Source organism: Pseudoduganella sp. R-34, assembly GCF_049904655.1.
Classification (GTDB): Bacteria; Pseudomonadota; Gammaproteobacteria; order Burkholderiales; family Burkholderiaceae_D; genus Rugamonas.
The window spans coordinates 4,120,692-4,133,109 of sequence record NZ_CP184572.1 but is presented as its reverse complement, the minus strand read 5'-3'; the positions used below and the strand labels follow the sequence as shown (position 1 = coordinate 4,133,109).

14 protein-coding genes and 2 tRNA genes are annotated in these 12,418 nt (G+C 60.9%); 7 read left to right on the top strand and 9 right to left on the bottom strand.

From position 1 onward, the window contains the following. Nucleotides 1-15: 15 nt before the first annotated feature. The 6 genes from ACN9MW_RS18850 to ACN9MW_RS18825 form a co-directional block, all read right to left on the bottom strand. Nucleotides 16-582, bottom strand: coding sequence for a hypothetical protein (locus ACN9MW_RS18850; RefSeq protein WP_426162005.1), 567 nt, complete (start codon nt 580-582; stop codon nt 16-18). Next, a complete protein-coding gene (locus ACN9MW_RS18845) occupies nt 582-1,604 on the bottom strand; it encodes a PilW family protein (RefSeq protein ID WP_426162004.1) in 1,023 nt (340 codons plus the stop codon). The genes ACN9MW_RS18850 and ACN9MW_RS18845 overlap by 1 nt, the downstream gene beginning before the upstream one ends. Before the next feature lie 11 nt (nt 1,605-1,615). Beyond that, on the bottom strand, nt 1,616-2,149 hold the full coding sequence (locus ACN9MW_RS18840; protein WP_426162002.1) for a type IV pilus modification PilV family protein: 534 nt from the start codon (nt 2,147-2,149) through the stop codon (nt 1,616-1,618). 32 nt (nt 2,150-2,181) lie between these two features. Next, on the bottom strand, nt 2,182-2,631 hold the full coding sequence (locus ACN9MW_RS18835; protein WP_426162001.1) for a GspH/FimT family pseudopilin: 450 nt from the start codon (nt 2,629-2,631) through the stop codon (nt 2,182-2,184). A gap of 4 nt (nt 2,632-2,635) precedes the next feature. Further along, nucleotides 2,636-3,028, bottom strand: coding sequence for a type IV pilin protein (locus ACN9MW_RS18830; protein WP_426162000.1), 393 nt, complete (start codon nt 3,026-3,028; stop codon nt 2,636-2,638). A 166-nt stretch (nt 3,029-3,194) separates the two neighbouring features. Then, nucleotides 3,195-4,511 (bottom strand): dicarboxylate/amino acid:cation symporter, encoded by a 1,317-nt coding sequence (locus ACN9MW_RS18825; protein WP_426161998.1) that lies wholly within the window; start codon nt 4,509-4,511, stop codon nt 3,195-3,197. A gap of 135 nt (nt 4,512-4,646) precedes the next feature. Here ACN9MW_RS18825 and ACN9MW_RS18820 point away from each other — a divergent pair, with 135 nt between their 5' ends. Then, nucleotides 4,647-5,183 (top strand): gamma carbonic anhydrase family protein, encoded by a 537-nt coding sequence (locus ACN9MW_RS18820; protein WP_426161997.1) that lies wholly within the window; start codon nt 4,647-4,649, stop codon nt 5,181-5,183. On the opposite strand, the gene ACN9MW_RS18815 is transcribed toward ACN9MW_RS18820, so the two are convergent. Continuing rightward, nucleotides 5,184-5,978: a 3-hydroxybutyrate dehydrogenase gene (locus tag ACN9MW_RS18815; RefSeq protein WP_426161996.1), complete on the bottom strand. Its 795-nt coding sequence runs from the start codon at nt 5,976-5,978 to the stop codon at nt 5,184-5,186. Between the two features lie 84 nt (nt 5,979-6,062). Here ACN9MW_RS18815 and ACN9MW_RS18810 point away from each other — a divergent pair, with 84 nt between their 5' ends. Genes ACN9MW_RS18810 through ACN9MW_RS18800 form a run of 3 tightly spaced genes read left to right on the top strand, consistent with a single transcriptional unit; the run spans nt 6,063 to nt 9,570 of the window. Further along, on the top strand, nt 6,063-6,944 hold the full coding sequence (locus tag ACN9MW_RS18810) for an alpha/beta fold hydrolase (RefSeq protein WP_426161995.1): 882 nt from the start codon (nt 6,063-6,065) through the stop codon (nt 6,942-6,944). Between the two features lie 9 nt (nt 6,945-6,953). Continuing rightward, the gene (locus ACN9MW_RS18805) at nt 6,954-7,301 is read left to right on the top strand and encodes a RidA family protein (RefSeq protein ID WP_426161994.1); all 348 of its coding nucleotides are present in this window, start codon (nt 6,954-6,956) and stop codon (nt 7,299-7,301) included. Nucleotides 7,302-7,320: 19 nt separating this feature from the next. Continuing rightward, complete coding sequence (locus tag ACN9MW_RS18800) at nt 7,321-9,570, top strand: RelA/SpoT family protein (RefSeq protein WP_426161993.1); 2,250 nt, start codon at nt 7,321-7,323, stop codon at nt 9,568-9,570. A gap of 71 nt (nt 9,571-9,641) precedes the next feature. Here ACN9MW_RS18800 and ACN9MW_RS18795 read toward each other — a convergent pair whose 3' ends face one another. After that, entirely contained in the window at nt 9,642-10,490 is an 849-nt protein-coding gene (locus ACN9MW_RS18795) for a LysR family transcriptional regulator (protein WP_426161992.1), read from the bottom strand. Between the two features lie 98 nt (nt 10,491-10,588). Between ACN9MW_RS18795 and ACN9MW_RS18790 the strand changes: the two genes are divergently transcribed. Then, nucleotides 10,589-11,068 carry a lipocalin-like domain-containing protein gene (locus ACN9MW_RS18790; RefSeq protein ID WP_426161991.1) on the top strand — a complete coding sequence of 160 codons (480 nt, stop codon included), beginning with the start codon at nt 10,589-10,591 and terminating at the stop codon, nt 11,066-11,068. 126 nt (nt 11,069-11,194) lie between these two features. Here the strand turns inward: ACN9MW_RS18790 and ACN9MW_RS18785 are convergent, their stop codons facing one another. Continuing rightward, on the bottom strand, nt 11,195-12,115 hold the full coding sequence (locus ACN9MW_RS18785) for a cation diffusion facilitator family transporter (RefSeq protein WP_426161990.1): 921 nt from the start codon (nt 12,113-12,115) through the stop codon (nt 11,195-11,197). An 80-nt stretch (nt 12,116-12,195) separates the two neighbouring features. Here ACN9MW_RS18785 and ACN9MW_RS18780 point away from each other — a divergent pair. Further along, a tRNA-Val gene (locus tag ACN9MW_RS18780) sits at nt 12,196-12,272 on the top strand. A 34-nt stretch (nt 12,273-12,306) separates the two neighbouring features. Further along, nucleotides 12,307-12,383: transfer RNA gene (locus ACN9MW_RS18775), tRNA-Val, on the top strand. The last annotated feature ends 35 nt before the right edge of the window (nt 12,384-12,418 follow it).

The following is a 12,418-nucleotide window of genomic DNA, read 5'->3' as shown; positions in this document are numbered from 1 at the left end:
AAGCGGGCTAGTTATCTATTTACAGGAGGTTTCGACATTGTCGGTAGAGACGCGCATGGCGACGCCTTGCACCATCTGGACTTCCGATTGAACCTGCTGGTCCTGGCTGGTGGCCGTCATTTCCCAGGTCGAGTCGGCACACATTGAATCGCCCCTTTGTGCCCCGACGATCAGGCCATCGTTGCCGGAGCCGACGCTGCAGCCCCGGTCTTCTTCGTTCTGCAAATCGAGTTCAGACGTCTTGATTTTGCGGACTTTGACGCAGCGCGCCGCGCTCAGGGAGGTAACGATATCGACCACGCCGTCGCCATTGACGTCGAAACAGCGATGGTTACTGTTCAGGCAAGGCTGGTCCAGTGCATCGGATGGCGTGTCGAAGAAGCGGGTGCTGGACATGGCCTCGTCGAGCACGCTGCGGCTGGCAGCAATGCCTTCGTCGCGGTTCTGCATATTGTTGACCACCTGGATGCTGGACTTGCCAAGGTTGAAGGTGGTCATGGCCAGCAAGGTGAGCAGCACCAGCATGACCAGCGCCACGACCATCGTCATGCCGCTTTGCTGGCGGAGTGCAGGGTGTTTCATCAGGATTTCCTTCCGGCCACGTTAGGCAGGCCAATCAGTGAGGTGAAAACGTGGCGTTTGTATTTGTCGTTGGCGGCGCTGATGACGTTCTGCTGGCCATTCTCGTTCGCGCCGAGGACGTAGGACTTGCGGTCGGTGTGACCCACGGACGGGCTCAGGGTGCGCGCCAGCAGGTGCAGCTTGACAGAAACCACATTGCCCCACTCGGTATCGTTGACATGCGGGGTGAAGCTGTCGGCGACGCCGTCGCCACTAGTGTCCAGGCCATATTCGAGCTGCATGTTTTCGATGCCTTCGGCCAGCGGCACGATCTGGACCGACATGACGCCGCCCTTGCTCACCACCTCGGCGCGCTTGAGAGTGGGGACGCCATCGCGCGCCATGCTGTTGTTGGCGACGAAGTAGATATGGGTCAGCAGGCGCCGCACGTCGGCCGGTGTACCGCTGTTGATGGCCGCCGTGCAGTTGTACTGGTGCAGCGTGAAGCCGTTGTTGATCTCGGAGATCTGGTAGTGCTTGTTCTTGTCGCTGGAACCGAGTTCATAGTCGTTGGAGCATTGCGAAGCCTGGAAGAAGGGGCCACCGGCAGCCTCGTCCTCGCAATCGGCGGCGCCGACCACGCAGGTCTGGGTATGGCGCACCACCACCACGTCGGTATTGGCCTTGACGTCGGACAGGCAACCGAGCGAATTGCTGTTGTCGTAGCCTTGCACCGCAAAGGCGATGTCACCGCGGATGGCTGTCAGGTCGAGCGTGCAGGGATCCGGCAGGACGGTTGGCGCCGCCAGTTCCACCGGGTCGTACTCGGCGTAATAGCCGGCGTTGCGCAAGTCGCCGGTCATCAGTTGCATGGCGTAGCGCCCGTTCTCCACCTGGCGGTTGGCGCGCTCGATTTCCATTTGCGCGGCGCTATTGTTGTTGAACAGGGTCGACAAGCCGGCAAGCAGGAGGAGGCCGACGGCGACAGCCACCATCATTTCAACCAACGTAAAACCTTGCGCGCGTCGGCGATGTATCTGCATGAATGGGCTCCTCATTTGCAGTCAAGTTGAGGAATCAGGACCTGGGCGGCAATCAGGCGGCGATAGCTTTCGTCGCCGAATTGATTGCGGCCGCAGTCCAGCGATGGAGCCTGGGTGGCGTGCAAGCCCTGCCAGGCAACAGCGACCTGGACGATGCCCGGCTTGCAAACGCCGGCGCTGGGATCGGCTGCCTGCAGCAGGGTAATGCAGCCGCGTGCGCCAATCATGGCGCCGACCTTGGTACTGCTGTCGGTTTCAGCCGCGCCTTTCAGCAGGTTGCTCCACTCGCAGACATCACGGGCGGGGCCGGCGCCGAGGCCGCTGCAATCGGCTGGCTGCGCATCGCCGGTGCCGATATTGGCTGACTCGTAGGCCGCGCTGTTCTGAGGGTTGCCTTGCACGCGGGCAGTCATGTCGTCCAGCAGGATGACCGCCTGGGCGCGCTGGTAGGATTCGATCGATCCGACGCTGGCCTTGGACTGGAAGACCGCAATGCCCAGCAGGCCGAAAGCCAGGATCACAATGGTGACCAGGACTTCAATCATAGTGACGCCGTGTTGGCGAGGCATGGTGGGTCTTAGCATGATGTAGGTTGCACGTTCGGGCGGCCGCCAAGGTCAATCCTGATGCAGCTGGCTTTGCCGGTGGAGGCCGTCAGGGAGAACTGCGGGTTGGCATCCCCCTTGACGCGGCCGGCAGCGGTAAACGTCACGCCAGCGGCGGGGCCGGACACGGTGATCGACGGGCGCGTCACAAACATGGCCAGGGCCGGTTCGCCGGCGTTCGGGCTAGGGATGCTCCAGCCAGTATTCCAGCTGGCCGAGGGGGAAATCGACACGTCCCTGTTGCGCTTGATGGCCTCGCTGCGCGCGCGCAGGATACTGGTGAACAGGTCGCTTGAGGTACTCTTCAGGCGCTGGTTGGCGATGAAGTCCTGCATTGCAGGCGCGCCGAGCGCCGCCAGGATACCGATCACGACCACCACCATCAGCATTTCAGGAAGGCCGAAGCCGGATTGGCGCTTCATGGCTTCACCACTTGTCAGCCGGCAGCTTGCTGCCGGCCTGGTCGATGGTGAGGGCGCCGTCGGATTCCTGGCGACTGCCGGCGATAGGGGTCGCCGTGATGTTGAACTTTGGCGGCGGGCCGGCATCAGTCTGGATGGTAATCGTGTACCACTTGGACACGGCAGCAGGCGTTTGCATGTTCAGGCCGCTGACCGAATCCTTGTAGACACGTGCATCGGCCAGGAATTGCTGCTCGCGCTGGGCCAGGTCGATCAGGTGCTGCTGCGCAGCGGCGCGGTTACCCTTTACGATATAGCGGGTGTAGCTGGGAAGGGCGATGGAAGCGAGGATCCCGACGATGGCGACGGTAATCATCAATTCAATCAAGGTAAAGCCACGGTGGCTGGGGAATTTCATCCTGGCGTCCGTTTCTGGGGGCATGATTAGTGAGTTCATTCTAGGTTGCATGTTTCCGTGTGTCAACATTTGCCTCGTGACTCTTCGTTACATTCTAACCACAAAAAAAGACAGGCCCCATGCACAATTGCATGGGGCCTGTCTTAGTGGTAAAGAAGCTACGGGCTTACTCGGCGGTAGCGGCCAGGGCTTCCGCGGCGGCCGGCTGGGCCGCTGCATGCAGCGGGGTAGGATTGGCCAGTTCACGCTTCAGGGTGTCCATGTCCAGCTCGCCTTCCCACTTGGCGACCACCAGGGTAGCCACGCCGTTGCCGACGAAGTTGGTCAGGGCGCGGCATTCGCTCATGAAGCGGTCGATGCCGAGGATCAGGGCCATGCCTGCCACCGGGATGGTTGGCACCACGGCCAGGGTGGCTGCCAGGGTGATGAAGCCGGCGCCGGTGATGCCGGAGGCGCCTTTCGAGGTCAGCATGGCGACGCCGAGGATGGTCAGTTGCTGCCACAGCGTCAGGTCGGTGTTGGTGGCCTGGGCTACGAACAGGGCGGCCATGGTCATGTAGATATTGGTGCCGTCCAGGTTGAAGGAGTAGCCGGTCGGCACCACCAGGCCAACCACAGGCTTGGAGGCGCCCAGTTTTTCCAGCTTGCGCATCAGCGAAGGCAGGGCGCTTTCCGAGGAGGAGGTGCCCAGCACGATCAGCAGTTCTTCCTTGATGTAGGAAATGAAGCGGCCGATCGAGAAGCCGGTGTACTTGGCGATCAGACCCAGCACGATAAACACGAACAGGAAGCAGGTCAGATAGAACGAACCCATCAGCTTGGCCAGCGGCAGCAGGGAAGCGATGCCGTATTTCCCGATGGTGAAGGCCATGGCGCCGAAGGCGCCGATAGGGGCGGCCTTCATGATGATGTTGACCATGCCGAAGAAGGCGTGCGATACCTCGTCGACCAGCTTGGTGACCGGACGGCCGCGCTCGCCGAGCAGCGACAGGGCAAAGCCGAACAGCACGGCAACCAGCAGCACCTGCAGGATGTCGCCCTTGGCGAAGGCATCGAACACGGTGTTAGGGATGATGTTCAGCAGGAAGTCGGTGGTGGTCAGCGCCTTGGTCTTTTCCGTGTACTGGGCGATGGACTTGGTGTCCAGCGTGTGCGGATCGGCGTTGAAGCCGGCGCCTGGCTGCATGAAGTTGGCTACGGCGAGGCCGATGACCAGGGCGAAGGTGGACACGATCTCGAAGTAGATCAGTGCCTTGCCGCCGACGCGGCCGATCTTTTTCACGTCCTGCATGCCGGCGATGCCGCTCACCACGGTACAGAAGATGACCGGGGCAATGATCATTTTGATCAGTTTGATGAAACCGTCGCCAAGCGGTTTCATGGCGACTGCGTCGGTCGGCAGGTAGATGCCGAGCAGGATGCCGCAGAAGATGGCGAACAGTACCTGGACGTACAGTACTTTGTAGAAGGGTTTCTTTTCCATGATGAGGGGGCCTCGTTTGTCTCCGAATATTCCCATCATGGCAAACGGGTTGTCTTGCCGCTATTGTGTCTATCCCCATTGTGGAAAACCACAATCGGCCGGATGCTGCAGCGCCGCAGGCCATATAATCCTGGCATGACACTGCAACCCTACCTCGATACCTTTCCCCAATTGGCAGACGGCGTGTTCGTCCACCAGTCCGCGCAAATTATCGGCGACGTCAATGTCGGCCGCGATGCCTCGATCTGGTGCAATGCGGTTGTGCGCGGCGATGTGAACCGCATTACGATCGGCGAAGGCAGCAATGTGCAGGATTTCGCCATGTGCCACGTGTCGCACCGCTCGGCCGCCAAGCCGGAAGGCGCCGCCCTGACGATCGGCAAGTACGTCACCATTGCCCATTCGGTGCTGTTGCACGGCTGCACCATCGGCGACGAATGCCTGGTTGGCATGGGCTCGATCATCATGGACGACGTGCTGATCGAAAAGCATGTGATGGTGGGGGCGGGCAGCCTGGTGGCTCCCGGCAAGGTGCTGAAGAGCGGCGGGCTGTATGTCGGCCGGCCCGCGATGCGCATCCGCGAGCTGACCGAACAGGAGATTGCGCACTTCAAATACTCGGCCGAGCACTATATGCGCCTGAAGAACAACTACCTGGCGCAAAAAGCCTGATTACTGGGCGACCCAGCCGCCGTCCATATTCCACGCCACGCCGCGCATCTGCCGGGCCGCATCGGAGCACAGGAAGACGGCCATGGCCCCGAGCTCCTCAGGCGTGACGAATTCGCCGGACGGCTGCTTCTCCGCCAGCAGTGCCGCTTTGGCTGCCTCGTTGGACAGGCCTTCCTTCTCGGCGCGCGCATCGACCTGTTTCTGCACCAGCGGAGTCAGGACCCAGCCCGGACAGATCGCGTTGCAGGTGATGCCGGTCTTGGCAGTTTCCAGAGCGGTGGCTTTGGTAAAGCCCACCAGGCCGTGCTTGGCCGCGACATAGGCCGACTTGCCGGCCGAAGCAACCAGCCCGTGCACCGAAGCGAGGTTGATGATGCGTCCCCAGTTGCGCGCCTTCATATGCGGCAGCGCCAGGCGGGTGGTGTGGAAGGCCGAAGTCAGGTTGATGGCAATGATGGCGTCCCAGCGCTCGGCCGGAAAGTCCTCGACATTGGCCACGTGCTGGATGCCGGCGTTGTTCACCAGGACGTCGACGCCGCCGAACTTCTGGGCGGCATAGGCCATCATGGCCTCGATATCGGCCGGCTTGCTCATGTCCGCGCCATGGTAGCCTGCCTGCACGCCGAATTCGGCGGCCAGCGATTCCTGCAGCTTCGCGATCTCGCCTGCATCGCCAAAGCCGTTCAATACGATGTTGGCGCCTTCGGCTGCCAGGCTGCGTGCGATGCCCAGGCCGATGCCGGAGGTGGAGCCGGTTACGAGCGCAGTTTTGCCGCGCAAAGTCGTGCTGACCATTTGGTCCCCTATAATTAGTTAGCCAATGTAGAATGTAGCGCAAAAACCAATAGCGAAACAACAGCGCGGGGAGCGAGGAACCGAATGCCAGAAGCGAAAATCAAGTCCGTTCAGTGTTTCTCCATGTCTGGCCTGCACCAGATGGCATACAAGGAATGGGGCGAGGAAGATAACCCGAATGTGCTGGTTTGCGTGCACGGCGTGACCCGGGTTTCGGACGATTTCGACAATCTTGCACAGTCACTGTGCAAGGAATACCGTGTGGTTTGCCCCGACGTGGTGGGCCGCGGCCGTTCCGGCAGCCTGGTGAACCCCCAGCTTTACCGCCTTCCCCAATATGTCAGCGATATGGTGACCTTGCTGGCGCGCGTGCTGGCCAATGGCGAGCGGCAGAGCGTGGACTGGTTCGGCACCTCGATGGGCGGCCTGATCGGCATGGGCCTGGCTTCGCTGCCGGACAGCCCGGTCAGCAAGCTGGTATTGAACGATATCGGCCCCACATTGGATGCGGTGGCGATCCAGCGCATCGGCGATTACATTGCCCAGGAAGTGCGCTTCCCGACTTTCAAGGCCGGCGCCGAATTCGTGAAGATGGTGTCGGCTACCTTCGGCGAGCACACCGATGCGGAATGGCACAAGCTGGCCGCCGACGTGCTGCGCCAGGACAAGGACGGCTCGTGGGTACGCCACTACGATATGGGCCTGGCCTTGCCTTTCCAGTCGGTGACGCCGGAGTCGGCCAAGGCTGACGAAGCGATGCTGTGGGCTGCCTACGATGCGATCCGCTGCCCGACCTTGCTGGTGCGCGGCGCCAACTCCGACTTGCTGTCGCGCGAAACGGCGCAAGCGATGACGCAGCGCGGCCCGAAGGCCAAACTGGTGGAGATCCCGAACGTTGGCCATGCGCCGACCTTCCTGCACGACGACCAGATCGCGATTGCGAAAGATTTTTTGTTGAACCACTAAGAGAGAAGCATGGAAATCAAACGTTTTCACGTAGGTAAGCGCATGTCCGAAATCGCCGTCCACAACGGCACTGTCTACCTGGCCGGCCAGATTGCCGAGAAGGGCGGCGACATCAAGGCGCAGACCGCCGAAGTGCTGGGCCATATCGACCGCCTGCTGGGCGAAGCCGGCAGCGACAAGGCGCACATCCTGCGCGCGCAGATCTACATCACCGACCTGGCCAACTTCGCCGCCATGAACGAAGTGTGGGAAGCCTGGGTGGTGGAAGGCAATACCCCGCCGCGTGCGACTGTCCAGGCGCAACTGGCAAATCCCGACTGGCTGGTCGAAATCGTGGTGACCGCCGCCCAAAAGTAAAGTTGCAAAGGTTTTCGTAATGGTTTCAATCGCGGCTCTCAACAGCGCAACGACGGATCAGTTGGTACAAGGCTTGTCCGCCGACGATGGAGCGCGCGTGCTGGCTGCGCTCGACCACGCCAGCCAGGCGTACAGCGGCCGTATCACAGGCCATGGGCAAGATGCCCTGGAATTCGCCATCGGGGTGGCCAGCACACTGGCCATCCTGCGCACCGATGCGGAAACCCGCATCGCGGCACTGATGTTCGAGCTGACCCTGCTCGACGCCGATACCGCCCCCTCCATCGAGCCGCGCTACGGCAAGGAAGTCAATGACCTGGTGGCCGGCGTACGCCAGCTGATCCGCCTGCGCGAGCTGACGCTGGCGTCTTCCGGCAGTGCCGCGCGCACCAAGACCGCGGCGCAGCAGGCTGTCGCCCAGGTCGAGTCGCTGCGCAAGATGCTGCTGGCCATGGCCACCGATATGCGCGTGGTGTTGGTGCGGCTGGCTTCCTGCTGCACCACCTTGCGCTATTTCTCCGACATCAAGCGCTTCGACGAAGTAACGCGCGCTTACGGCCGCGAGACCCTGGACCTTTACGCGCCGCTGGCAAACCGCCTCGGCATCTGGCAGATCAAGTGGGAGCTGGAGGACCTGTCGTTCCGCTTCATCGAGCCGGAGACCTACAAGCGCATTGCGAAGATGCTGGAAGAGAAGCGCATGGCGCGCGAGAGCTTCGTCACGTCTTCCATTGCGCGCCTGCAGTCCGAGCTGGCATCTGCCGGCATCAAGGCCGAGGTATTCGGCCGGCCCAAGCACATCTACTCCATCTGGAACAAGATGAAGGGCAAGGACCTGGACTTCTCCGAGCTGTACGATGTGCGTGCCTTCCGCGTAATCGTCGACGACGTGAAGACCTGCTATACAGTGCTCGGCGTAGTCCACAATATCTGGACCCCGATCCCGAAAGAATTCGACGATTACATTTCCCGTCCCAAGCCGAACGGCTACCAGTCGCTGCACACCGTGGTGACGGCGGACGACGGCCGCCCCCTCGAAGTGCAGATCCGCACGCAGGAGATGCACAGCTTCGCCGAATACGGCGTGGCAGCGCACTGGCGCTACAAGGAGGAGGGTGGTTCCAACTTCAAAGGGCAGCAGTACGACGAAAAGATCGCCTGGCTGCGCCAACTGCTGGCCTGGAAAACCGAAGTTGCCGATGCTGTGGTCAACAATGAGGACCAGCAGCGCGAGTGGGTGGAAAAACTGAAGTCCACCACGCTGGACGACCGCATCTTCGTGTTGACCCCGCAGGCGCGCGTGATCGAGTTGCCAGTGGGCGCCACCCCAATCGACTTCGCCTACCACTTGCACAGCGACGTGGGCCACCGCTGCCGCGGCGCCCGCGTCGACGGCCAGATGGTGCCGCTGAATACGCCGTTGAAAAGCGGGCAAACTTGCGAAGTCATTACCGCCAAGGGCGCACCCGGTACGGCTGGACCGTCGCGCGACTGGCTGAGCCCAGGCTATACGGTCTCGAACCGCACCCGCACCAAGGTGCGGGCATGGTTCCACGCGATCGACATCCAGGAAACGGTTGCCAACGGCCGCTCCCTGGTTGAGAAATCGCTGCAACGCGAAGGCAAGACCGCCGTCAACCTGGAGACCCTGGCACAAAAGCTGGGCTTTGGCAAAGTGGACGATCTGTTCCTCGCCGTGGGCAAGGATGAGTTTTCACTGCGCCATGTCGAGGCAGCGTTGCGCGATCCTGCCGAGGCTGAAGAAGATGCGAGCGACCAGGTCGCAGTTAATAAGAGCCGCAATTCCAGCGTTGAATCCGGCGCCAAATCGGGCGTGCTGGTGGTGGGAACCGATGGCTTGATGACGCAATTGGCGAAATGCTGCAAACCGGCGCCACCCGATCCAATTGTGGGTTTTGTTACGCGCGGAAAAGGCGTTTCAATTCATCGCGCCTCGTGCAAAAACTTCGCTGAAATGCGCGCTAAAGCGCCGGAGCGGGTAATTGTCACTGCCTGGGGCGCTGCGCGTTCCGACACGGTATTTCCCGTCGATCTATTTGTATTGGCGACCGACCGCCAGGGATTGCTGCGCGATATTTCCGAGATTTTCTCGCGCGAGAAAATCAATGTTACCGGCGTGAACACTCAATCAGCCAAAGGGCAGGCCCGCATGACCTTTACGGTCGAAATCGGCGCCACCAGCCAGCTGCAAAAAGCGCTCGCCGCGATTTGCGAAGTCACCGGCATCCTGGAAGCTCGCCGTGCTTGAGGGAGGGCGGCTCATCTCCCTCTAGAGCTTCGCCCGAAGCGTGCCAGGTCTTGGCGTGTTGCTGCCAGGAGCTAGCGCGCCGCAGTACTGAACAGTTCTGCGAGGAGGTCTGCGGTACGGCGAACTCTTGGCGATTTGCGGACGTCGTCATGAATGACCATCCAGAGGTCGCGCTGCACCGGGCAGTTAATGCCTGGGATTATCAGCCCAGCGGCGAGGTAATCGGGCAGGACCGCAATCCCAGCGCTAAATCGCACCGCTGCCGCAATTGAATTCAAATCGTTGCTGCTAAAAGCAAACGGGCGGCCCGCCGCAAATGCGTTCAACCACTCCTGCTGCGGGGTCGTGGCCAGGCTTTCGTCGTAGCCGATAAATTCCCATTCTTCAGATTTGCGCGAGGCGAGATATTGGGGCGCAGCGCACAGATAATATTGGACTGTCGCGACTATGCGCACTGCCAGGTCGGGCGCTTGCGGCCGGCGAAAACGGATCGCGATATCCGCCTCGCGCCGCGATAAATCGACGCGGGCCGGTTCGGCGCCCAATTCGATCTGAATTCCCGTCAGTTGCGCGCGCAAAGCGGGCAGGCGCGGCGTGATCCAGTGGGCGGCGATGGCGGGCGGCGCCGAGATGCGTACTGTGCCGAAATCGGATCCCGCGCCACTTGCCTGGCGCAGCAGGGCATGAATCTCTTCCTCGACCCGTTGTGCCTGGGGCAGCAAGGCGCGACCGGCATCCGTCAGGGACCAGCCACGCGCAAAGCGGTCAAAGAGCCTCAGGCCCAACATATTCTCCAGCGCCTCGATGCGGCGCGACACGGTGGTGTGCTCGACGCCAAGCGAGCGTGCAGCAGCCGACAGGGAGCCAGCTGCGGTGACGGCGAGGAAATAGCGAAGATCGTTCCAGTCAGGGGTGTCCATCGGTGCAATTATGCACAGGTCACGCGAAATTTTTGCAATTTTGCGTTGACGTCAAGCTGGCTATCCTCTGTTGCGTGTTCGACTGATGGAGGTTTGAAATGCGGAAGCTTGTTTTGACAGCACTAGTGCTGAGTGGCGCAGCAACTGCCGCCGAGGTGTCAGCCACCGGGGCCAGCCTGGCCGGGGCCTGGGAATTGATCGGCGCCTACCGTGAACATCGCGACGGCAGTCGAAGTGACGACTATGGGGCCAAGCCGCGCGGCACCCTGAACGTGGCAAGCGACGGCCACTACGCGCTTCAGATCTATCATGCCGACAGGCCGCCATTTGCAGGTGATTTTCGCTCGGCCGAATTGCATGAATACAAGCGGCTGTTGCTCGCCATGAGCGCGCATTTTGGCAAGATTACGGTGGAGGATGGACGCCTGGTATTCCATATCGCCGCCGCATCGAATCCGCAATGGGACGGGGTCGTGCAGCGCCGCGCATATTCGCTGGAGGGAGATGTTCTCGAATGGCGTGTCCCGCCTCGGCCTGATGGGGATGTACCGATTTCGGTTTGGCGCCGGCTTCGATAGCTGCTGGGCTTACGGCAATTTCACACGAAGCCTTTCGGACATGGTTTTGTTGAAGGGATCTATCGCAGCTTGCTTGTTGGGACCGCATGTGAGTCCAACATTGAAGAATAGCTGGTCTTCATGATTTCAGGATGGGCGGGAATGGGTTGCGGGCTCGGCTTGCAATGTGATGTGATCGATTCCGTGTCGGGTGCGCAGCATTGTTTTTACCCGGGCCAGAATGGCCGGCCATTCGTGCAAGTCCGCGACTTCAAGATGGCCGATCAAGGCCGGCTGGCCTGGCGACATTTCCCATACGTGCAGATCGTGCACCGACAGGACGCCTTGCACTTCAGCCAGGTCGGCGCCGATCTGGGCGTAGTCCGTGTTGTCGGGCACGCCCTCCATCAGATGGTGGAAGGATTCGCGCAAGACGCCGATGGTCGATTTGAGGATCAGCAGCGATACCAGCAGCGAGAGAATGGGGTCGATTTGCATCCAGCCGGTTGCCATGATCACGCCGCCGGCAATCAACGCCGCGACGGATCCAAGCAGGTCGCCCAGCACGTGCACCAGGGCGGCGCGGGTATTCATGCTTTCCTTGTCGCGCGACAGGCTCCAGGCGACCAGCAAGTTCACAGCCAGGCCGATGCCGGCTACGACCAGTACCGTGCCACCTTGCACCGGCTCGGGTGAAGCGAAGCGTTGCACCGCCTCAAATACGATCCAGCCGACGACGACCAGCATTGCCAGCCCGTTGACGAAAGCTGCCAGCGCTTCGGCACGGCCAAAGCCAAAGGAGTAGCGCGCAGAAGGGCGCCGCTTGGCAATCAGTTGCGCCAGCAGTGCCAGGCCGAGTGCTGCGGCATCGGTCACCATATGGCCGGCGTCGGAAATCAGGGCCAGCGAATTGGCCATGAACCCAGCTACTACCTCAACTACAGCGAAGCCCAAAGTGAGTGCCAGTGCGGCTGCCAGGGCAGCCTGGCTGCGGTGTTCGTTGAAGTGAGCGTGTTGCGCGTCGCCGTCCAGATGGGCGTGAAGATGGGTTGAATCGTGGTTTTGCATGGTCCCCTGAATATATCAGCAATGTTTTCTTCGGAAAACACTTGTCACAGAGGGAAGTGCTCTCTATAATGCTGGCTCTCGGGCGGTTAGTTCAGCTGGTTAGAATACTTGGTCGACATCCAAGGGGTCGGGGATTCGAATTCCTCACCGCCCACCAGAACATTTTTATGTAGTACCATTGCAAAAGACACGGGCGGTTAGTTCAGCTGGTTAGAATACTTGGTCGACATCCAAGGGGTCGGGGATTCGAATTCCTCACCGCCCACCAGACATTTTGTAAGAGCGAGAAAGGCACACCGGTTA